Origin of the sequence: Streptomyces sp. NBC_00878 (assembly GCF_026341515.1) — a bacterium.
Classification (GTDB): Bacteria; Actinomycetota; Actinomycetes; order Streptomycetales; family Streptomycetaceae; genus Streptomyces.
Genome location: NZ_JAPEOK010000001.1, coordinates 4,298,926 through 4,319,057 on the forward strand (window position 1 = coordinate 4,298,926; position 20,132 = coordinate 4,319,057).

Consider the following 20,132-nt stretch of genomic DNA (forward strand, 5'->3'; position numbering starts at 1 on the left):
TATCAAGACCTTGAATCCGGAAGATCCGGGCACTCTCCTGGTCACGTCCGGATCCACGCGTGACGGCCGAGGTGACCGCCGACGGGTATGCCTCTACGAGGCCATGGCTCCTGACGCTCGGCGCAGTGCCGTGAGTCCGGGCCTTGGAAATCAGCTCCCGCCGCGGAGAACCTTCCAGGGTTTGTTGACCCGTGGGGCGGCTGCCGAGACCGCCAAAAGGTCCGTACAACAGGGGACTTGTCGCCCGTCGGAGCCCTACCGGAGTTGACCGAGTGCAGGGCCATGGCCAAGGATCGCCGCCATGTCTGCCCTCGCCTCCCGTCAGAACACGGTCGCGGCGCTGCGGTTCGGACAGCTCGCGGCGATGGGTACGGTCGCGCTGCTGATCCTGATCGCGGGCGTCTGGGCCTCCTGGGGCACCGCCCAGCACGTGATGCTCAGCAAGGGCCGCGAGCGCGGCACGATGACGGTCACGCGATGTGCCGACGACCGCTGCACGGGCCCGTACCGGCCGATGTCGGAGGGGTCCACCGCCCGCGCCCGGGTCGTCCTCGACAGCGAGGTCGCGGTGGACAAGGGCCGCACCTACACGGTCACCGTGAAGCCCGGCAGCGACGAGGTGGTGCGCACGGGCACCAGCGGACTCCTCTACGCCTGGGTCCCGCTGGGCGGCGCACTGCTGCTCGCCTCGATGGTGGTGGCGGGCGGCCTGCGCCGGCCCCGCCTGGCCTGGGCCCTGGGCGGCGCGGGACTGACGCTGGTCACGGCGGCGTTCGTGACCCTCTGAGGCACGGGCAGCGGCCCCGCGCCCTTTTTAGGGGCGCGGGGCTGTGACATATGCGGCTCCGCCGCGTGGGCGCGACCAGCCACGACGCACCCGCAGACGACGCACGACGCTCCCCGCAGGGCGCTTCCGGTGATCAGCCCGTGTTGCGCAGCCCGGCCGCAACCCCGTTGACCGTCAGGAGCAGGGCCCGCGACAGCAGCGGGTCGGCCTCCTCACCGGCGGCCGCCGCATCGCGCTGCCGCTTCAGCAGAGCGACCTGAAGGTACGAGATCGGGTCGAGATAGGCGTCACGAATGGTGAAGGTCTGCTTCAACACCGGGTGGGCATCGAGAAGCCCCGGCTCACCGGTGATGCGCAGCACCTCGCGCACGGTCAGCTCGTGCTCGGCGCGGATGGTCTCGAAGACATGCTTCAGATCGTCCGGGACCAGAGTGTCGACGTAGTGCCCGGCGATCCGCAGATCCGTCTTCGCCAGCGTCATCTCGACGTTGGAGAGGAAGTTGCGGAAGAAGTGCCACTGCTCGTGCATCTCCTCCAGCACGCTGTCGAGACCGGCCTCACGCAAAGCCTTCAGACCGGAGCCGACACCGAACCAGCCGGGCACGATCTGCCGGGACTGGGTCCAGCCGAACACCCACGGGATGGCGCGCAGACCGTCGAGCGAGACGCCCGAGCCGGGGCGGCGGGAGGGCCGCGAGCCCAGGTGCAGGTCGGCGAGCTGGTCCACCGGCGTGGAGGCGAGGAAGTACGTCGGAAGGTCCGGGTCCTCGACCAGCCTGCGGTAGGCCGCGTGGGCGGCGTCGCTGACCACGTCCATGGCCGCGTCCCAGCGGGCCAGCGCCTCCTGGGACTGGCGCGGCGAGGTGTGCAGGGCGGAGGCCTGGAGGGTGGCCGCGACCGTGAGTTCCAGGTTCTCCCGCGCGAGTGACGGCACGAGGTACTTGTCGGAGATGACCTCGCCCTGCTCGGTCACCTTGATCTCGCCCTCAAGCGTGCCCCAGGGCTGGGCGAGGATCGCGTCGTGGGACGGGCCGCCGCCGCGCCCGACCGTGCCGCCGCGGCCGTGGAAGAGCCGCAGCCGTACGCCGTACCGGTGGGCGACGTCGCGCAGCCGCCGCTGGGCCCGGTGGATCTCCCACTGCGAGGTCGTGATGCCGCCGAACTTCGACGAGTCGGAGTAGCCGAGCATGACCTCCTGGACGTCACCGCGCAGGGCCACGAGCCGCCGGTAGGACGGATCAGAGAGCATGTCCTCCAGGATCGTGTCCGCGGCCTTCAGTTCGTCCGTCGTCTCCAGCAGCGGCACGATGCCGATCTTCGCCCAGCCGGCGTGCAGATCGACCAGCCCGGCCTCGCGGGCCAGCACGGCCGCGGCGAACACGTCGTCCGCGCCCTGGCACATCGAGATGATGTACGACTCGATCACCTCGGGCCCGAACACCCCGAGGGCCCGCTTCACGGTCTCGAAGACGCCGAGGGTCTTCTCGCCGGCCGCGTCGAGCGGTGCCGGGGTGGGCGCGAGGGGCCGCCGGGAGCGCAGTTCCCTGGCGAGCAGCTTGTGCCGGTACTCGCGCGGCATGTCCTCGTACCGCCACGACTCCTCGCCGAGCCGGTCGAAGAGCTGCCCGAGCGCCTGGTGGTGGGCGTCCGCGTGTTCCCGTACGTCCATGGTGGCGAGCTGGAGGCCGAAGGCGGCGAGCGTGCGGATCGTACGGTTCATGCGGCCGTCGGCGAACAGCGCGCCCCGGTGCTCGCGCAGCGAGGTCTGGACGAGGGTCAGGTCCTGGAGCAGTTCGGCCGTGCCGAGGTAGTCCCGGCCGGCCTCGTGGGGCGTCTCCTTGGCCAGGCGCTGCTTGGTGTTCTCCAGCTTCTGCCGGATGCAGGTGGCCTTGAGGCGGTAGGGCTCCTCGGCGTTGAGGCGCTTGTAGCGGGGGCTGATCTCCGGGAGCAGCTCCAGGTCGGTCCGCAGGGAGTCGAGGAGCTCCTCGGTGGCGCCGGTGTAGCGGATGGAGTTCGACAGGAAGCCGCGCAGCTCGTCGATCAGCTCCAGCGCGTCGTTGATGCCGTGCTCGTGCTGGAGGATCAGGACGTCCCAGGTGACCTGCGGTGTCACGTTCGGGTTGCCGTCGCGGTCGCCGCCGATCCAGGTGCCGAAGGTGAGCGGGCGGGTGTCGTCGGGGAGGACGACCCCGACGCGCTCCAGCTCGGCCGTCAGGTCCTCCAGTACGTCACCGACGGCGCCCGCGTGGAGTTCGTCCAGGTAGTAGATGGCGTTGCGGGCCTCGTCGGCGGGCTCGGGGCGGACGACGCGGAGCTCGTCGGTCTGCCATACGAGGTCGATGTTCTCGGCCAGACGGGTGTCGTAGCGGCGCCGGTCGGCCTCGATGACGGGTGTCTCCAGCAGGGCGGCGATGCGGCGCAGCTTGTTGAGGACGGAGCGCCTGGCCGCCTCGGTGGGGTGCGCGGTGAAGACCGGCCGGACGTTCAGGTGTCGCACGGTGGCGCGCAGGTGCTCGGGATCGGCGTCCTTGAGCCGGTCGGCCGTACGGGCGAGCAGTCCGCCCTCGGCGGCCCGCTTGGCGCGCAGCTCGCGGCCGCGGTGCACCTGCTCGGTGACGTTCGCGAGGTGGAAGTACGTGGAGAAGGCGCGGACCAGCTTGGCCGCGGTCTCCAGTTCCGTGCCGCGCAGCAGTTCGGCGGCGGCCTCGCCGTCCTCGCGGGTGAGACGGCGGACCTTCTCGACCAGCTCCAGGAGCTCGGGGCCTTCTTGCCGTACGAGGGTCTCGCCCAGGAGATCGCCCAGGCGGCGGATGTCGGCGCGCAGCTCACTGCTGGTGGTCGTGGTCTGGTCGTCGGCACTGCTCACAGGTGCGGCTCCTTGCAGTGTTGAAGCTCTTTTGGAGGGAACCCGGGGCCGCATCAGCGGCTGGGCAACCGGGAATGAAACAGAGCGGACCGCGCTGTCCGACCGAACTTAAGGATAGGTGTCGATACGGACGCGCAGTCTCTCGGGCTCTTGCCGCCGGGCGAGGCGCTGCCATACTTACGACGCCGTAGGTTACGGAACCGTAAGCGCGGTTTCCGGAAAAGCGGCAGGTGCGATTACCGGCCACTCTCACAACCCTCGACCCCACAGGGGACGCCCCCATGACCACGAGTTCCGATGTGATCGACGACGCCCCCGAGGCGAACAACGACGACACCCCCCTTCCGTCCGCGACACTGGGCGGCGAGCAGAAGCGCTCGCTGGAACAGATCACCCTCCTCCTCTTCATCACGGTCCCGTTCCTCGCGGTCCTCGCGGCGGTGCCGCTGGCCTGGGGCTGGGGCGTGAGCTGGCTGGACCTGGGCCTGCTGGTCGGCTTCTACTACCTCGGCTGCCACGGCATCACGATCGGTTTCCACCGCTACTTCACGCACGGCGCCTTCAAGGCGAAGCGCCCGCTGCGCATCGCCCTCGCGATCGCCGGCTCGATGGCGGTCGAGGGGCCGCTGGTCCGCTGGGTGGCCGACCACCGCAAGCACCACAAGTTCTCCGATGCCGAGGGCGACCCCCACTCGCCGTGGCGGTTCGGCGAGACGGTCCCCGCGCTGATGAAGGGCCTGTGGTGGGCCCACATCGCCTGGATGTTCGACGAGGAGCAGACACCGCAGGACAAGTACGCGCCGGACCTGATCAAGGACGGGGCGATCCGTACGATCTCGCGCCAGTTCCTGCTCTGGGCGGGGCTTTCCCTCGCACTCCCGGCACTGATCGGCGGCCTGGTGACGATGTCCTGGTGGGGCGCGTTCACGGGCTTCTTCTGGGGCTCGCTCGTCCGGGTGGCGCTGCTGCACCACGTGACCTGGTCGATCAACTCGATCTGCCACGCGGTGGGCAAGCGCCCCTTCAAGTCGCGTGACCGTTCGGGCAACGTGTGGTGGCTGGCGGTCCTCTCCTGCGGCGAGTCCTGGCACAACCTGCACCATGCCGATCCGACCTCCGCGCGGCACGGTGTGGAGCGCGGCCAGGTGGATTCCTCGGCCCGGCTCATCCGCTGGTTCGAACTGCTCGGCTGGGCGTCCGACGTGCGCTGGCCGTCACGCTCGCGTATCGATTCCCGCCGGAACCCGGACGGGAAGGGCGCCCGACGCAAGGCGGAGACCGCCGACGCGGCATGATTGACGGCGTGGCCGACTCCAGCACACCCAGCAATGAAAAGCCGCGGCGCGCCCGCCGCACCCGGATGACCGGTGCGGAGCGCCGGGCCCAACTGCTGGAGATCGGCCGTACCCTCTTCGCCGCCAAGGGGTTCGAGGCGACGTCGGTGGAGGAGATCGCGGCGAAGGCCGGCGTCTCCAAGCCCGTCGTCTACGAGCACTTCGGCGGCAAGGAGGGCCTGTACGCGGTGGTGGTGGACCGCGAGATGCGCCGCCTGCTGGACATGGTGACGAGCTCCCTGACGGCGGGCCACCCGCGCGAACTGTGCGAACAGGCGGCCTTCGCCCTGCTCGACTACATCGAGGAGTACACGGACGGCTTCCGCATCCTGGTCCGCGACTCCCCGATCCCCCAGTCCACGGGCTCCTTCGCATCCCTGATCTCGGACATCGCGACGCAGGTGGAGGACATCCTGGGCCGCGAGTTCAAACGCCGCGGCTTCGACCCGAAACTGGCACCGCTGTACGCCCAGGCCCTGGTCGGCATGGTCGCCCTCACGGGCCAGTGGTGGCTGGACGTCCGCCGCCCGAAGAAGGCGGAGGTGGCGGCCCATCTGGTGAACCTGGCCTGGCACGGACTGGACGGTATCGAGGCGAATCCGCGGTTGATAGGGCGTCGGAAGAGTTAGTTCGGTTCAAAGGCACCAAATCAACTGAAGATAGTCCAACGGTGCACAAGGTGAATCTCGTGGTACCAACGTACCCATGACCAAGATTCCGATCAGCGCGGCCCGTTCCCAGCTCGGCGACCTGGTCCGCCGGGCCGCTCACGGCCGCGAGACCATCGCCCTCACCGACCACGGTCACGTGGCCGCGCTGTTGATCTCTCCCCAGGTGATCGAGGACCTCGAAGACGCCATCGCGGTGGCCGACTACCAGCGACGGAAGGCCGAGGGCACGCTCGAAGAGGGCATCCCCCACGAGGAAGTCGGGCGCGTCCTGGGGCTGCGTCCGTGACCTGTCGCATCGTCTGGGAACCGAGCGCCACGAACGCGGCCGTCCGCTCCCTCAAGGACGCCCCAAACGGCCTCGCCCTGGTCCTGGACACCATCGACAAGCTGGCCGACGATCCTCGTCCGACAGGGTCGATCGTGTATACGTCCCCCAGCCTCCGCCGCCTGCACGTCGGCGACTACCGCGTCCTCTACGTGATCGACGACAGCGTGATCCGCATCCTCATCACCCACCTGGGCCGCACGCCCTGACAACCGGCTCCAGGAACTCCAGCCGGTTGCCCACCGGGTCCTCGGAGTAGAAGCGGCGGTGCCCCGGGAGCTTGTCGTCCCAGGTCACCGCCGCTCCGCAGGCGGCGAGGCGGGTCGCGTACGACTCGATGTCCGCGACTCTCAGCCCCGGGTGGGCTTTCTTCGCGGGGCGGAAATCGGCCTCGATCCCCAGGTGCAGGTGCACCGCCCCGGCCTGGAACCAGCAGCCCCCGCGCGCCGCGAGCACCGGCGGCTTGGGGGTCTCCGTCATGCCGAGGACATCGACGTAGTACGTACGCAGCCGTGGCTCGCTGCCGGGTGGGGCGGCGAGTTGGACGTGGTCGACGGCGGTCAGCATCCGTCAGGCGGCCTTCCGAGCCACCGCGAACAACCGCCGGAACGGCAGGACCGTGCCGTACGGGGCCGTCGGGTAGGCCCTGCGGAGCAGGTCGCGATACTCCGCCACGAAGGCGTCGCGGGCCTCCGGGTCGTCGGCCAGGGCCGTGAGGGCGGGGCGCAGGCCCGTGCCCTTGGACCAGTCGAGTACCGGGTCCTCGCCCTGCAGGAGCTGCATGTACGTCGTTTCCCAGACGTCCGTCTCGTAGCCCTGGCGGGCCAGCCGGTCCAGGTAGAGGAGCGGTGGATGGACGGAGTCCTCGCGGCGGAGGACGCCGTCGAGGCGGTCCTTCCAGCGGGCGGTCGCGGCGAGTTCGCGCATCAGGGTGTGCAGGGGTGCGTCGATGTTGTTCGGGACCTGGAAGGCGAAGGTGCCGCCGGGGGCCACCGCGTCGAGCCAGGCGGGGAAGGCGTCCAGGTGCCCCGGCACCCACTGGAGCGCCGCGTTCGAGACGATCAGGTCGTACGTCTCCGTGGGCGCCCAGTCCGTGAGGTCCGCGTGGGCGAAGTCCAGGCGGCCACCGCCTGCCGTGGGGCCCGTGTGCGCCTCCGTCTTCGCCAGCATCTCCGGGGAGTTGTCGTAGCCCGTGATGCGCGCTGTCGGCCAGCGCTCGGCGAGTTGGACGGTGACGTTCCCGGGCCCGCAGCCCAGGTCCGCGATGCGCGCCGGGGCGCCGGGCAGCTCCGGGACCCTGGCCAGGAGTTCGGTGAAGGGGCGGGCGCGGTGTTCCGCGTGGCGCAGGTACTGGCCCGGGTCCCATGCGGGAGCGGCGGCGGCAGACATGAGGCCTCCTCGGGAGTGGACGGGACTCCACCCTCACACCCACATATCTTGACGTCAAGAGACTTCAGGTTAAGAGAATTCACGTCAAGAGACTTCACATCGACACAACCATTACACTGATCGCCATGGAGGACGAGGTCGATCGGCTGGTCGCTGCGTGGCGCCGGGAGCGCCCTGACCTCGACGTGGAACCGCTCGAGGTACTCAGCCGGGTGAGCAGGCTCGCCCGGCATCTGGACCGCGCACGCCGGATCGCGTTCTCCGAGCATGCCCTGGAACCCTGGGAGTTCGACGTCCTGACGGCGCTGAGGCGTGCGGGATCCCCGTACCAACTCTCCCCCGGCCAGTTGCTCACCCAGACGCTCGTCACCTCGGGCACGATGACGAACCGCATCGACCGGCTGGCGAAGAAGGGCCTCGTCGAACGCCTCCCCGACCCCAGCGACCGCCGCGGTGTACTCGTCCGCCTCACCGAGGACGGCCGCGACCGCGCCGACCAGGCGCTCGCCGGACTCCTCGACCAGGAGCGCGCGATCCTGGCGGAACTGAGCAGCTCACAGCGCGGCGAACTCGCCGGGCTGCTACGCCAGTTGACCGCCCCGTTCGACAACATCCCCGGCTAGGTCGACGGGTCCGACCCCGGCCCGGCGGGCGAGCGCCACCGCGGCGAGGGTCGAGTGCACCCCCAGCTTCCCCAGCACGTTCTGCATGTGCGTACGCACGGTGTGCGGGGAGAGGAACAGCCGCTCGGCGACCGCCTTGCGCCCGAGCCCGGCGACCATACAGCGCAGGACCTCCCTCTCCCGCGGGGTGAGGGACTCCACCAGCCGCTCGCTCTCCGTGCGGTGCTTGCGGGCGGCGGTCAGCTCGCGCAGGACGCCGGTGAGCAGCGCGGGCGGCAGATGCGTCTCGTCCCGCAGCACGCCCCGTATGACGGTGAGCAGCCGGGACAGCGAGCAGTCCTTGGCCACCCAGCCCGAGGCACCGGCCTGCAGAGCGAGCGCCGCGCGACGCGGGTCGTCCTTCTCGGCGAGTACGACGATACGGACGTTGGGCTGGCCCGAACGGACGCCCGCGACCAGCGAGATGCCGTCGACCAGGCCTTCTTCGTTGTTGTCGTGGACGGGCACGGCCGGGCGGGCGCCCGGCACGTTGCCACCCAGGTCGGCGTCGACGAGCAGTACGTCGAATCTGCGGCCCTCGGCGGCCGCCCGCTCCAGGCAGCGCAGCGCGGCAGGGCCGCTGCCGGCCGCGGAGACATCGACGTCGGGCTCGGCGGCCAGGGCGGCGGCGAGCGACTCGGCGAAGATACGGTGGTCGTCGACGACCAGGACACGGATGCGAACCACTGAAACCCCCACTGGTCGGGGGACGACCGGATCAGGTACGGCGCCCGGAGATCCCGAACCTCTTAGACTCGGAAAACGGGGTGCCGCAGCCGCACGGCCGCCGCCGTGCTGGAACTGCTACCCCCACTCCGGGCGTCGTACCCGACTGTCTCGCCCCCTGAGCAGCACCGGCCCCCACCGGTGCTGCTCATCAGAGTACGGCCGGGCAGCGGGAGCGGAAGGCGATTTGCAGAACTGATTGGCCAGCACGTTTATGGTGAGCCGTATGTTTCGTATTGAGACAGAAGTCGACAAAGAGCGTACCCAATTCCTGCGTTCGCGGCTGCGGGTCACGAACACGGCCGCGTCTGCGGAGCTGCGTTCGCTGCGCGGAACCCCTGGTGAACGGGAAGTTCCGCTCCAGGTATGGGCGTTGGGCGCGGGTGGTGAGGTCGCGGGGGGTCTGGTCGGGCACACGTGGGCGACGTGGCTCCACGTGGCGTACCTCTGGGTCGACGAGCGCCACCGCGGTTCCGGTCTCGGCTCGCAGCTCCTGTCCCGGGCGGAACATCTGGCCCACTCGTCCCGTGGTTGCCTCAACGCCCGGCTGGAGACGTGGGACTTCCAGGCGCCCGAGTTCTACAAGAAGCAGGGGTACGAGGTGGTGTGCGCGATCCCGGACTACCCGCCGGGGATCACGGAGTACACCTTGACCAAGCGGCTGTCGGTCACAGCTCCCTGAGCGCGTCCAGCGTGATGTCGAGGTCAAGGTCGTACGGCACGCTGAGCTTGAGCTGATCGTGGTGGATGCCGGTCAGCGCGTACGTCCTGGACAGCGGGTCGAGTTCATAGACCCTTACGACCGGGTGCTGGTTCGCGCTGGTCATCTCGACCAGCCAGAAGTGCGGGATGCCGGCGGCAGCGTATTTGCGGGGCTTGGTGTCGCGGTCGCGGGCCTCGGAGTCGGGGGAGACCACCTCGACTGTGAGCAGGACGTCCTCAGCCTTGTACCGGGTCAGCTCCGGACCCGTGATGGCCTCGGCGCGGACTACGGAGAGATCGGGTTCGGGGCCGTTGCGGCGGTCCAGGACGACGGTCATTTCGCGACGCACCTTGAGCTCTTTGGGAACTGTGCGGCGCAGGCCGACCGCCAGAAGGTCGATCATGGTGCTGTGGAAATCCCGCTGCGGGCTCACGAAGACAAGGCTCCCGTCGATCATCTCGGTGTGCGGCGGGAGATCGGGCAGCGTGAACAGGTCGTCCACGGTGTACCCGTCCTGCGGCGGCATCGGCCAGCGGCAGCCCTGCTCAGGCTGGTGCTCGGCGATCGGCTCGGCGGTCATGGTTCCTCCCATGGACGGGATTCTCGGCCTGCCCGTCCACGGTAGCTGCCGAGATCCAGAGGCGTCATCACAAAGAGTGACCGGTCCGGGGAAAAAAACCGCTGCCTCCCCGACCAGTGTTCAGAGAGGCAGCGAAGGCAGGGATTCAGGCCACCCGCCGAGCCCCCTCCGAAGGCACCGCAGGAAACACCCGAGGCGCCGTGTAGCCCGCCGCGGCGAACGCCTCCTCCAGCGCCTTGGTCACCGTGTCCGCGTCCGAGGACTCCACAAGGACGATCGCCGAGCCGCCGAAGCCGCCGCCCGTCATGCGAGCACCCAGCGCCCCAGCCTCGTTCGCCGTGGCGACCACCAGGTCCAGCTCCGGGCAGGAGATGCGCAGGTCGTCCCGCAATGAGACATGGCCGGATGTGAGGATCGGGCCGATGCTGCGGACATCCCCCGCGTCCAGCAGCGCGATGACCTCGTCCACCCGGTGGTCGTCCGACACCACGTGCCGTACGTAGCGACGCACCCGCTCGTCCGACAGCCGGGCGAGGGACGCCTCCAGGTCCTCGTACCGGACGTCCCGCAGGAAGGGGACGCCGAGCTGCCGTGCCCCCTCCTCGCAGCCCTCCCGCCGCTCCGCGTACTCGCCGTCGCCCAGGGCGTGCTTCACGCGGGTGTCGACGACCAGGAGTTGCAGGCCGTGGGCCGGCAGGTCGAAGGGGACCTGGCGGATGGAGAGGTCGCGGCAGTCGAGGTGGAGGGCGTGGCCCTCCGTGCAGCAGGCGGATGCCGTCTGGTCCATGACGCCGCAGGGGACGCCCACGAAGTCGTTCTCCGCGCGCTGGGAGACGCGGGCCAGCTCCGGGCCCGTGAGCCCTAGTGTGAACAGGTCGTTCAGGGCCAGGGCCGTGACCACCTCCAGCGCCGCCGAGGAGGACAGACCGGCACCGGTCGGGACCGTCGAGGCGAGGTGGATGTCCGCGCCGGTGACGGCGTGGCCGGCCGCGCGCAGGACCCAGACGACACCCGCCGGGTAGGCGGCCCAGCTCGTGTTCGTCAGCGGTGCCAGTTCGTCGACGTGCAGTTCGACGACCGGGCCCTCGATGTCGGCCGAGTGCAGACGCAGTACGCCGTCGTCGCGGCGCGAGACCGCGGCCACCGCGGTGTGCGGCAGCGCGAGCGGCATCACGAAGCCCTCGTTGAAGTCCGTGTACTCGCCGATCAGGTTGACCCTGCCCGGCGCAGCCCAGACACCCTCCGGGGCAGCCCCGTAGAGCGCCTCGAAGCCGTCCCGGACCTGCTGCTCCGCCGGTGCTGCCTGCTGTGCCCCCACTAGCTCTCCTTCGACTTCGCGACGCCCTGCTTCGTGATGTTCTGCTTCGCGATGTTCTGCTTCGCGATGTTCTGCTTCGCGATGTTCTGCGCGAACTCCCACGCGTCCGCGACGATCCCCGCGAGATCCGCGCGGGACGGGTTCCAGCCGAGCCGGTCGCGGGCCGTGGCCGCGGAGGCGACGAGGACCGCCGGGTCGCCCGCCCGGCGCGGGGCCGCGACCTCGGGGATCGGGTGCCCGGTCACCTTGCGGACGGTCTCGATGACCTCGCGGACCGAGAAGCCGTTGCCGTTGCCGAGGTTGCAGATCAGGTGCTCGCCCGGCTGCGCGGCGGCGACCGCCAGCAGGTGGGCCTCCGCCAGGTCCGCGACGTGGATGTAGTCGCGGACGCAGGTGCCGTCCGGGGTCGGGTAGTCGTCGCCGAAGACGGAGATGGCGTCGCGGCGGCCCTGGGCGACCTGGAGGACGAGCGGGATCAGGTGCGACTCGGGGGCGTGCCGCTCGCCGCAGGTGCCGTACGCACCCGCCACGTTGAAGTAGCGCAGCGACACCGCCGCCAGTCCGTGCGCGGCCGCCTCGCCGGTGATCATGTGGTCCACGGCGAGCTTGGAGGCGCCGTACGGATTGGTCGGGGCCGTCGGGGCGGACTCGACGATCGGGGTGGTCTCCGGCTCGCCGTACGTCGCCGCCGTGGAGGAGAAGACCAGGGTGCGGACGCCCGCCACGCGCATGGCGGACAGCAGGGCCATCGTGCCGCCGACGTTGTTGTCCCAGTACTTCTCGGGCCTCACGACCGACTCGCCGACCTGTGAGAACGCGGCGAAGTGCAGCACGGCGTCGAACGAGTGGTCCAGCCACTTGGCGGCGTCGCGGATGTCGCCCTCGATGAACGAAGCGCCCGCGGGGACGCCCTCGCGGAAGCCGGTGGAGAGGTTGTCGAGGACGGTCACCTGGTGACCCGCCTCCAGCAGGTGCTGCGCGACCACGCTGCCCACATAGCCCGCACCGCCGGTGACCAGGTACTTCCCACTCATGAACTCGCTACCTCTCGCAGTCGCTGGGCCGCGGCCTCCGGCGGCACGTCGTTGATGAACACGCTCATGCCGGACTCGGAGCCCGCGAGGAACTTCAGCTTGCCCGATGTACGGCGGATGGTGAAAAGCTCCAGGTGGAGCGCGAAGTCGTCCCGCACCACACCGTCGAACTCCTCCAGCGTGCCGAACGGCGCCTGATGCCAGGCCGCGATGTACGGCGTCCGCGGTTCACCCTCGCCGAAGATCCGGTCGAAGCGCCTCAACAGTTCCAGATAGACCTGGGGGAACTCTGTGCGCGCCCCCTCGTCGAGCCCCAGCAGGTCCGGCACGCGGCGGCGCGGGTAGAGGTGCACCTCGTACGGCCAGTGCGCGGCGTACGGCACGAAGGCCACCCAGTGGTCGGTCTCCAGCACGATCCGCTCGTCGGCCAGCTCCCGCTCCAGTACGGCGTCGAAGAGGTTCTCCCCGCCGGTCGCCTCCTTGTGTGCCGCGAGCGAGCGCAGCATCAGGGCCGTCCGGGGCGTCGTGAACGGGTACGCGTAGATCTGCCCGTGCGGGTGTCCGAGCGTCACGCCGATCTCGGCGCCGCGGTTCTCGAAACAGAACACCTGCTCCACGGAGGGGAGATGGGACAGCTCGGCCGTGCGGTCGGTCCACGCCTCCAGGACCAGGGCGGCCTGCGCCTCGGTCAGATCGGCGAAGGACGCGTCGTGGTCCGAGGTGAAGCAGACGACCTCGCAGCGGCCGGAGTCCCCGGCGAGCGACGGGAAGCGGTTCTCGAAGACCGCGACGTCGTACGAGGAGTCCGGGATCTCGCTCAGCCGGTCGCCCTCGGAGGGGCACAGCGGGCATTGGTCGGCCGGCGGGTGGTACGTGCGCCCCTGGCGGTGCGAGGCGATGGCCACCGCGTCGCCCAGCAGCGGGTCGCGGCGTACCTCCGATGTGGTGACCGTCCGGTCGAGCGGGCGCCGGTCCACCGCGTCGCGCACCGCGTCGTCCCGCACGTCGTAGTAGATGAGCTCACGACCGTCGGCCAGCCGGGTCGAGGTCTTCTTCACGCCGGACTCTCCATCCGTACCCGATCAAATCATTCAACAGAACCAAACACATCAAACCACAAATCCCCACGCCCGTCACCACCACAACCAAACAAAGAACACCAACGCGAAGTGAGGTGCGTGCTGCGTGCAGACCCCCGCCTATCCTCTCGGCATCGGCTTCGCGGCCCGCCGCTCGGTGAGGACCAGCCTCGACGTCTTCCTTTCCGGGCGTTCGCCGCCCGCCTGCGGTACGGGATCGCGTCGTCGTCAGGGTCGCCAGCATCACCGAGTCCGCCGCCGGCCGCCGATGTGACCGAGCAGCTGGGGAAAACCCCCGTCGAAGTATGAGGTTCGCCGGATGGCCGCCCGGTACGCGCTTTCCTACGGTTGATCCATGCCGATCACACACACCGCTCGTACCCGTCGTCGCCTTCGGACCACGGGCCGGGCGGCGTCGGTCGCCGCGGTCACCGCCCTCGCGCTCCTCGCCGCACTTCCGACGCAGGCCGGAGCTGCCGACACCGATGCCGACGAAACGCCCTCCCTCGCACTGTTGCTGCAACGAGACGCCGACGCGCTACGCGACGCCGGGGCGACCGGTGTGTCGGTGCGGATGGAGACACCCGCCGGGGTGCGTACCGTGCGCAGCGGGGTCGGGAACCTCCGCACCGGAGAGCCCGTGCCCCGCGACGGATACATCCGCATCGGCAGTACGACCAAGACCTACGTGGCGACCGTGCTGCTGCAACTCGTGGGCGAGGGGCGGCTGTCGCTCGACGACACCGTGGAGCGGTGGCTGCCGGGAGTGGTCCGGGGCCAGGGCAACGACGGCCGCCGGATCACCCTGCGCCAGCTTCTCCAGCACACCAGCGGGCTGCCCGAGTACGTCCAGGACGTCGTCCCCGACCTCAGTGCCGCCGGATACCGCAAGCACCGCTGGAGCACCTACACCTCCGAGCAGCGCGTCGCGTTCGCCATGACACACGCGCCGTCCTTCGAGCCCGGGACGAGCTGGGAGTACTCCAACACCAACTACATCCTCGCGGGCATGGTGATCAAGGCGGTCACCGGCCGGCCCTGGGACCAGGAGGTCCACGCCAGGATCCTGCGGCCGCTGGGGCTCGCGCACACCGTCACACCGGGCAACGATCCGTCCCTTCCGAGCCCCCACGCCCGCAACTACCAGCAGTTCGAGCCGGACGGGCCGATGACCGACACCACCCTCGCCTACCTGCCGTTCGACGGGGACGCCGACGGGTCGATCCTCGCCACGGCCGCGGACGCGAACTGGTTCTTCTCGGCGCTGCTGGGCGGACGGCTGCTGGCCCCCGAGCAGCTCGCCGAGTTGCGGCGGACGATCACCCTGCCGGACCGCCCCGGAGACGTACCGGGCGAGCGCGACGGGCTGGGCGTCTTCTGGACGCCGCTGTCCTGCGGCGGCGGGTACTGGGGCCACAGCGGCAGCAGCTTCGGCGCTCTGGCGTTTCCCGCGACCACGGCGGACGGCCGGACCTCGATCACGGTCGCCGTGCACAGTCGGCCCGGTGACGAGGACACAGCCGTACGCCAGGTCCAGGGCATCACGGACCTGATCGACCACGCGCTGTGCGCGACCGAATGACCGGCCGCCCGTGCTCCGTCTCTCTCCCACAACCGGACAGGCCGGAGTTCGTCAGACAGACCTAGGACTCCGGCCCCGGCTCGGGCCCGGCCGAGTGCGACGGCACCGGGCCCGCCCGGTCCAGCAGTCCCGTACGCGCCGCCAGCGCCGCCGCCTCCAGGCGGGAGCCGACGCCCAGCTTCATCAGGACGCGCTGTACGTGGGTGCGCGCGGTGCTCGGCGCTATGCCCATGCCCGCCGCGATGAGCCGGGTGTCCTCGCCGTCGGCCACCCTGACCAGCACCTCGACCTCCCTCGGCGTCAGCATGTGGAGGAGCCGCTGGCCCTCGTCGTCGGGCTGCGCGGCCGGGTTGAGCAGTTCGCTGAAGGCGCCCTGGAGGAGCTGCGGCGCCACGGCCGCCTCCCCCGCGCGCGCCTTCATGATGGCCCGCTCGACACCCTCTATGCGCTCGTCGTGCCGTACGTAACCGGACGCCCCGGCGGCGAACGCCGCGGCGATCCCGCGCGGGTTGGGCACCGGTCCGAGGACCAGCACCGCGACCTGCGGCCGCTCCCGCTTGATCCTCACCACCGGGTCGAATATGCCCGGTTCGGCGGGTGTCGCCGTACCGATCAGGCACACCTCCGGTGCCCGCGTGATCACCAGCTCCGCCGCTCCCGCGGCGGGCGCGGCCGCGGCCAGCACACGGTGTCCGCGCAGCTTCAGGGCCGAGGCCAACGCCTCGGCGAGCAGTCGGTGGTCGTCGACCACCATGAGCCGCACACCCATCGAGCCCAACCCCCCAGTCCCCCCAAGGATCCCCACCGGTCCCCCATGGATGGGAGCCCCCCGGCTCTCCATCCCCCGGAAGCTACACGCTTGTTCGACGTTGCGCTTCCCCTACTGGAGAGAAGTGCCCCGGATTTCCGAAATTCCTCGTATTCGCGAGCGATGGGCCGTACGAGCACGACGCCGCCCCTGAACAGGGGCGGAGCCGTGATCGACGGGCGAACGCCTGATCGGCCGGCGACCCGGCGGCGGTTGTCCGAGGCCCCGTTCGAGGCCTCGGACAACCGCCGGACGCCTACTTGGCGCCGGGACGCCTACTTGGCGCCGAAGCCGATCGCCGCGTACTCCTTGTCGTCCGCCGAGTACGGCGCGCTGATCAGCTCCTGGGCCATGAAGAGCCGGCCGCTGGTGTAGCGCATCTCCGAGCTGCTCGGGACGATGCTGCTGATCGCGCTGCGGACCTGGGCGTCGGCGGGGGTCTCCAGGAGCTTGGTCTCCTTGAAGGTCCTGCCGTCGAGGGAGACGACCTGGGAACCCTTGTCGTACGGGCCGTTCTTGTACGCGAGGACGTTGCCGCCGTCCATCCGGATCGGCAGGATCTCGTAGCCGTCGCCCGCGTCGGCACGGTCGCTCGTGGGCTTGCCCGTGGCCAGCGCGAAGGACACGATCTCGTTGACCCGGGAGTACTGCTTGGCGCCCTCGTGCTGCTTGGTCGGCACGTACAGCTTGTCGTTGCCGACCGCGATGGACCGGCAGTCGTGGACCTTGTTCACGCCGCAGTCGTGCTCGTACTTGCCGTCCTCCAGCGTGATCTTGGCGCGCAGCTTGCCGCTGTCGTCCAGCGAGAAGACGTCCGTCGCGCCGGACGCGGTGATCTCGCCGGAGTCCACGCCGAAGACGACCGGCTTGGTGGAGATGACCTTGGCGTTGTCGATGCCCGCGGGGAGCTTGTAACTCCACTTGACGGTGCCCGACTTCGGGTCGAGCAGCTGGACCTCGTACGTCTCGTTGCCGTAGTCACCGCACTTGCGGACCGCGACCAGCTGCTCGCCGCCCGCGTAGCCGACGTCCTCGCACGTGCCGACCTTCGGCTGCCACAGGACCTTGCCGCTGGTGATGTCGAAGGCGGCGCCGCCGCTGAGGCCCGCACCGGCCGCGACCGTGGTGCCGGTGATGCTGACCTCCTTGAACGCGGCCTTCCCGCCGCCGCCCGGAGCGACGGACTTCGTCCAGAGCGATTTGCCGGTGTCCATGTTGAAGGCGGTGACCTCGGTGCACGTCGGGTACTGGTTCGCCTTGGTGCGCTTGGCGCCCTCGGCGACCACCACGGCGACGCCGTCCTTGGTGACCTCGGGGGAACCGGCGCAGGTCAGACCCGTCAGCGGCAGCGTCCAGGACTTCGCGCCGCTGTCCGGGTCGTAGCCGATGACCTCGCTGACGCCGGACTTGGCGTACACCTTGTCCGTCAGCCAGGAACCCTCGACGCTCCAGACCTCCTTCTTCGGCACCTCCGCCGCGGGCACCTGGAAGAGGACCTTGGCGCTGGTGCTGGCCGGCACCTTCTCCGTGCCGCCGCCTCCTCCGCCGACGTCGTCGCCGCCGCTGTTGTCGTCCTTGCCGTCGGTGCCGCCGGGGCCCGCGGAGGTGTCCTTGTCGTCGCTCTTGCCGGACGAGTTGGAGTACCAGACACCGCCGCCGACGATGAGCGCGATCGCCACGACGGCCGAGACGATGATCGCCACCTGCGGGTTGACCTTCCGCCCGCCGCCGCCCGGAGCCTGCGGCTGCGACGGCATGGTGCCCGGCTGCGGATAGCCGTACTGGGGCTGCTGGCCGTATCCGTACGGGGGCTGCTGGCCCGGGTAGCCATAGCCCGGCTGGGCGGGCGGCGGCTGCGGGGCTCCCAGGGGCGCGCCGGGCGCCTGCGGGTAGCCGTACGGCTGCTGCGACGGGGCCGACGGGGGCCCGGCCGGGGGCGGGGTCTGCGGTGCCTGGCCCGGTGCCTGGCCCGGTGCCTGGGGGTAGCCGTAGCCCGGCTGGGGCGGCTGCGGCGGAGGTCCGGCGGGCGGACCGGCCGGCGGGGTGGGCGGCCCGAAGCCGCCCGGAGGCGGGTCCTGCGGGGCGCCGAAACCGCCTCCCGGGGGCGGCTGGTTGGGCGGCGGGGGCGGCGGCTGACTCATGGCGTGTGTACCTCGGATACGAAGGGGACGGAGGTCGGGTGCGCGCGGAGGGCGCGGACGCGGCGCCTGCGAAGGGCGGGAACGGCAGGAAGGGCGAGACGGGTGGGAAGGTGAACCGGCCAGGTCATTTACCGAAGGCCAGCATCAACTTCTCCTTCGACTCGTCGTTGCCCGTCAGCCGGGTGGTGGAGAGGTAGAAGCGCCCGTCCACGTAGTCGACGGCCTTCGAGAAGAAGCCGTTCTCGATGTCGGCGGTGCCCTGCGGGTTCTGCAGCAGCTTCCGAGGCGTGTGCGAACCGCCGCCGACCGGGATCGAGACGACCTGCCCGCCCGCGTCGTACGAGGGCTGCACGTACGCGAGCAGGTTCGTGCCCTCCAGCCTCAGCGGCATCATCGCCTCGTCCGCCGGGGACTTGACGCGCCACTTCTCCTTGCCGTTGTCCAGGCTGATCGCGACGACCTCGTTGGCGCCGCTCTTCGCCTCGGTCGGCAGGTAGAGGGTGTTCGCGTCGGCCGCCACACCCCCGCAGGCCTGGAGGTCGCGCGAGAGGACCGACCAGCCGCACTCGGGCGCGAACGACTCGTCGACGTCGACCTCCGAGCGGACCGTGCCGTCGCTCTTCAGCGCGGTGACGTTCCACTGCTTCTTGTCGGCGTTGGTGAGGTAGATGACGACGGGGTCGACGGAGTACGTCCGCTCGACGCGCCAGCCCTTGGGGAACTTCCTGGTCCACTTGGTCTTGCCGGTGGCCGGGTCGAGTTCCTGCACCTCCTCGTGCTCGTTGTCGCCGCCGGCCCCGCAGGACGCGACGGAGAGCAGCTTCGCGCCGCCGGTGAACGCCGACGGGAAGCAGGAGGCGTCGTACTTCTTCTTGTCGAAGCGCTTGTCGCCGCTGTTCACGTCGTAGCCGATGCCGGACATGGAGCGGCCGACCATCAGCGTGTCACCGACGATGTTCAGGCTGAGGCTGAGGGCACTGTCGAAGAGGTCCCCCTCGGGGATCGTCTTCGTCCAGCCCTTCTTGCCGGTGGTGAGGTCGAGCTGCACGACCTGGTTGCACTCGGCGGCGTCCTTGGTGCCTTCCTTGTACGCCACGAAGACCTTGTCGTCGGACGTCTTCTGCGGCGACACCGCGCAGATCTTCTGCGGGAACGAGATCGCGGGCCAACTGACCTTGCCGTCGCCCACGTTGTAGGCGAAGACCTGCTTGTACGCGGCCTTCACGGCGACCTTGTCGGTGATCCACAGGCCGGGGGCGTCGGCGCCGGAACCGGGCGCGTCGGGCGCCTCCTTGTACCAGAGCACCTTCGACTCGCCCGGCTGGCGGCCCTCGTTGAGGTCCTCGGACCCCGCGTTGCCGTCGCCGTCGCCGTCACCGGGGTTGACCGGGGCGTCCGAGGCGGTGGCCTTGCCGTCCTGGCTCTTGTCGGCGACGGGCTTCTTCTTGCTGTCGTCACCGCTGCCGGAGACGGCCCACACGGTGCCGCCGATGACGAGCGCCGCGGCCAGCGCCGCCCCGATGATCACCGCGGGCTTCCCCTTGAAGGGGTTGCGCGAGCCCCCGCCCGGCGGCGGCGTCCCGGGCGCACCTGGGAACTGCGGCTGCTGCGGGTATCCGTATCCGGGCTGCTGACCGTACGGACCCGGCTGCTGCGGCTGTCCGTACGGGCCGGGCTGGGTGTACGGCCCTGCCTGCTGGGTGTACGGCCCCGGCTGCTGGCCGTACGGGCCCGGCTGGGCGTAGGGACCGGGCTGCTGCGGATAGCCGTATCCGGGCTGCGGAGCGCCGTGCGGAGGCGGCGGGGACTGCGGAGCGCCCTGCGGAGGCGGCGGCGGGGTCCCCGGTGGCTGGGCGGGCGGTGGAGGCGTGGCTCCCTGCGGGTCCTGCGGGGGGCCGAAGCCTCCCTGTGGTGGCGGACCTTGCGGTGGCTGGTCCTGCGGCGCCCCGAACCCGCCCTGCGGCGGCTGGTTGGGCGGCTGAGTCATCAGCGTGTTCCCCCTCTTCACTGATTTTTAGCCATGCCCTGCAGTACGCACCGCAGTAGGCGGTGCACTCACAGTGGTTGTCAGACTCCCCAAGAGTGTTCTCGGACGGCCCTTTCTATCACCATGACGCACTCGAACAA

The 20,132-nt window shown here is 70.2% G+C and carries 19 protein-coding genes; 8 read left to right on the forward strand and 11 right to left on the reverse strand.

Features of this window, described 5'->3' with window-relative positions; genetic code table 11:
* Positions 1-301: 301 nt before the first annotated feature.
* Positions 302-787, forward strand: coding sequence for a hypothetical protein (locus OHA11_RS17895; RefSeq protein ID WP_266497425.1), 486 nt, complete (start codon positions 302-304; stop codon positions 785-787).
* A 133-nt stretch (positions 788-920) separates the two neighbouring features.
* Here the strand turns inward: OHA11_RS17895 and ppc are convergent, their stop codons facing one another.
* Entirely contained in the window at positions 921-3,653 is a 2,733-nt protein-coding gene (ppc, locus tag OHA11_RS17900) for a phosphoenolpyruvate carboxylase (RefSeq protein WP_266497429.1), read from the reverse strand.
* A 281-nt stretch (positions 3,654-3,934) separates the two neighbouring features.
* Between ppc and OHA11_RS17905 the strand changes: the two genes are divergently transcribed.
* From OHA11_RS17905 to OHA11_RS17920, 4 genes are all read left to right on the forward strand, one after another.
* Complete coding sequence (locus tag OHA11_RS17905) at positions 3,935-4,948, forward strand: fatty acid desaturase (protein WP_266497432.1); 1,014 nt, start codon at positions 3,935-3,937, stop codon at positions 4,946-4,948.
* Entirely contained in the window at positions 4,945-5,616 is a 672-nt protein-coding gene (locus OHA11_RS17910; protein WP_266497435.1) for a TetR/AcrR family transcriptional regulator, read from the forward strand. The genes OHA11_RS17905 and OHA11_RS17910 overlap by 4 nt, the downstream gene beginning before the upstream one ends.
* A gap of 76 nt (positions 5,617-5,692) precedes the next feature.
* Positions 5,693-5,944, forward strand: coding sequence for a type II toxin-antitoxin system Phd/YefM family antitoxin (locus OHA11_RS17915; RefSeq protein WP_266497437.1), 252 nt, complete (start codon positions 5,693-5,695; stop codon positions 5,942-5,944).
* Positions 5,941-6,192, forward strand: a complete 252-nt coding sequence (locus OHA11_RS17920) for a type II toxin-antitoxin system RelE/ParE family toxin (protein WP_266497441.1) — start codon at positions 5,941-5,943, stop codon at positions 6,190-6,192. Before OHA11_RS17915 ends, OHA11_RS17920 begins: the two co-directional genes overlap by 4 nt.
* Here the strand turns inward: OHA11_RS17920 and OHA11_RS17925 are convergent.
* Positions 6,167-6,550, reverse strand: a complete 384-nt coding sequence (locus OHA11_RS17925) for a VOC family protein (protein WP_266497444.1) — start codon at positions 6,548-6,550, stop codon at positions 6,167-6,169. The genes OHA11_RS17920 and OHA11_RS17925 overlap by 26 nt on opposite strands.
* A gap of 3 nt (positions 6,551-6,553) precedes the next feature.
* On the reverse strand, positions 6,554-7,372 hold the full coding sequence (locus OHA11_RS17930; RefSeq protein ID WP_266497448.1) for a trans-aconitate 2-methyltransferase: 819 nt from the start codon (positions 7,370-7,372) through the stop codon (positions 6,554-6,556).
* A gap of 125 nt (positions 7,373-7,497) precedes the next feature.
* Between OHA11_RS17930 and OHA11_RS17935 the strand changes: the two genes are divergently transcribed.
* Positions 7,498-7,995, forward strand: coding sequence for a MarR family winged helix-turn-helix transcriptional regulator (locus OHA11_RS17935; protein WP_266497450.1), 498 nt, complete (start codon positions 7,498-7,500; stop codon positions 7,993-7,995).
* Here OHA11_RS17935 and OHA11_RS17940 read toward each other — a convergent pair.
* Positions 7,954-8,721: a response regulator transcription factor gene (locus OHA11_RS17940; protein ID WP_266497451.1), complete on the reverse strand. Its 768-nt coding sequence runs from the start codon at positions 8,719-8,721 to the stop codon at positions 7,954-7,956. The two genes, OHA11_RS17935 and OHA11_RS17940, sit on opposite strands and share 42 nt — an antisense overlap.
* Before the next feature lie 253 nt (positions 8,722-8,974).
* On the opposite strand from OHA11_RS17940, the gene OHA11_RS17945 reads away from it, so the two are divergent.
* Positions 8,975-9,442, forward strand: coding sequence for an N-acetyltransferase (locus OHA11_RS17945; protein WP_266497454.1), 468 nt, complete (start codon positions 8,975-8,977; stop codon positions 9,440-9,442).
* Here OHA11_RS17945 and OHA11_RS17950 read toward each other — a convergent pair.
* From OHA11_RS17950 to galT, 4 genes are all read right to left on the reverse strand, one after another.
* Positions 9,429-10,055, reverse strand: coding sequence for a Uma2 family endonuclease (locus OHA11_RS17950; protein ID WP_266497456.1), 627 nt, complete (start codon positions 10,053-10,055; stop codon positions 9,429-9,431). The genes OHA11_RS17945 and OHA11_RS17950 overlap by 14 nt on opposite strands.
* A gap of 133 nt (positions 10,056-10,188) precedes the next feature.
* Positions 10,189-11,361 carry a galactokinase gene (gene galK, locus OHA11_RS17955; protein WP_266497459.1) on the reverse strand — a complete coding sequence of 391 codons (1,173 nt, stop codon included), beginning with the start codon at positions 11,359-11,361 and terminating at the stop codon, positions 10,189-10,191.
* Positions 11,361-12,395 (reverse strand): UDP-glucose 4-epimerase GalE, encoded by a 1,035-nt coding sequence (gene galE, locus OHA11_RS17960; protein WP_266497461.1) that lies wholly within the window; start codon positions 12,393-12,395, stop codon positions 11,361-11,363. The genes galK and galE overlap by 1 nt, the downstream gene beginning before the upstream one ends.
* Positions 12,392-13,453 carry a galactose-1-phosphate uridylyltransferase gene (galT, locus tag OHA11_RS17965; protein WP_266497463.1) on the reverse strand — a complete coding sequence of 354 codons (1,062 nt, stop codon included), beginning with the start codon at positions 13,451-13,453 and terminating at the stop codon, positions 12,392-12,394. The genes galE and galT overlap by 4 nt, the downstream gene beginning before the upstream one ends.
* A gap of 376 nt (positions 13,454-13,829) precedes the next feature.
* On the opposite strand from galT, the gene OHA11_RS17970 reads away from it, so the two are divergent.
* A complete protein-coding gene (locus OHA11_RS17970; RefSeq protein WP_266497465.1) occupies positions 13,830-15,056 on the forward strand; it encodes a serine hydrolase in 1,227 nt (408 codons plus the stop codon).
* A gap of 61 nt (positions 15,057-15,117) precedes the next feature.
* Here the strand turns inward: OHA11_RS17970 and OHA11_RS17975 are convergent, their stop codons facing one another.
* The 3 genes from OHA11_RS17975 to OHA11_RS17985 form a co-directional block, all read right to left on the reverse strand.
* Positions 15,118-15,825: a response regulator transcription factor gene (locus tag OHA11_RS17975; RefSeq protein WP_266497466.1), complete on the reverse strand. Its 708-nt coding sequence runs from the start codon at positions 15,823-15,825 to the stop codon at positions 15,118-15,120.
* A 314-nt stretch (positions 15,826-16,139) separates the two neighbouring features.
* Positions 16,140-18,005 (reverse strand): PQQ-binding-like beta-propeller repeat protein, encoded by a 1,866-nt coding sequence (locus OHA11_RS17980; RefSeq protein ID WP_266497468.1) that lies wholly within the window; start codon positions 18,003-18,005, stop codon positions 16,140-16,142.
* A gap of 124 nt (positions 18,006-18,129) precedes the next feature.
* Positions 18,130-19,992: a PQQ-binding-like beta-propeller repeat protein gene (locus OHA11_RS17985; RefSeq protein WP_266497470.1), complete on the reverse strand. Its 1,863-nt coding sequence runs from the start codon at positions 19,990-19,992 to the stop codon at positions 18,130-18,132.
* Between the last annotated feature and the right edge of the window lie 140 nt (positions 19,993-20,132).

Excerpts from the sequence above, each read along its gene's own strand:
- OHA11_RS17895 (WP_266497425.1), top strand. The coding sequence starts at position 302 with ATGTCTGCCCTCGCCTCCCGTCAGAACACGGTCGCGGCGCTGCGGTTC.
- OHA11_RS17905 (WP_266497432.1), top strand. The coding sequence starts at position 3,935 with ATGACCACGAGTTCCGATGTGATCGACGACGCCCCCGAGGCGAACAAC.
- OHA11_RS17910 (WP_266497435.1), top strand. The coding sequence starts at position 4,945 with ATGATTGACGGCGTGGCCGACTCCAGCACACCCAGCAATGAAAAGCCG.
- OHA11_RS17915 (WP_266497437.1), top strand. The coding sequence starts at position 5,693 with ATGACCAAGATTCCGATCAGCGCGGCCCGTTCCCAGCTCGGCGACCTG.
- OHA11_RS17925 (WP_266497444.1), bottom strand. The coding sequence starts at position 6,550 with ATGCTGACCGCCGTCGACCACGTCCAACTCGCCGCCCCACCCGGCAGC.
- OHA11_RS17930 (WP_266497448.1), bottom strand. The coding sequence starts at position 7,372 with ATGTCTGCCGCCGCCGCTCCCGCATGGGACCCGGGCCAGTACCTGCGC.
- OHA11_RS17935 (WP_266497450.1), top strand. The coding sequence starts at position 7,498 with ATGGAGGACGAGGTCGATCGGCTGGTCGCTGCGTGGCGCCGGGAGCGC.
- OHA11_RS17945 (WP_266497454.1), top strand. The coding sequence starts at position 8,975 with ATGGTGAGCCGTATGTTTCGTATTGAGACAGAAGTCGACAAAGAGCGT.
- OHA11_RS17950 (WP_266497456.1), bottom strand. The coding sequence starts at position 10,055 with ATGGGAGGAACCATGACCGCCGAGCCGATCGCCGAGCACCAGCCTGAG.
- galE (WP_266497461.1), bottom strand. The coding sequence starts at position 12,395 with ATGAGTGGGAAGTACCTGGTCACCGGCGGTGCGGGCTATGTGGGCAGC.
- OHA11_RS17970 (WP_266497465.1), top strand. The coding sequence starts at position 13,830 with ATGCCGATCACACACACCGCTCGTACCCGTCGTCGCCTTCGGACCACG.
- OHA11_RS17975 (WP_266497466.1), bottom strand. The coding sequence starts at position 15,825 with ATGGGTGTGCGGCTCATGGTGGTCGACGACCACCGACTGCTCGCCGAG.
- OHA11_RS17980 (WP_266497468.1), bottom strand. The coding sequence starts at position 18,005 with ATGAGTCAGCCGCCGCCCCCGCCGCCCAACCAGCCGCCCCCGGGAGGC.
- OHA11_RS17985 (WP_266497470.1), bottom strand. The coding sequence starts at position 19,992 with ATGACTCAGCCGCCCAACCAGCCGCCGCAGGGCGGGTTCGGGGCGCCG.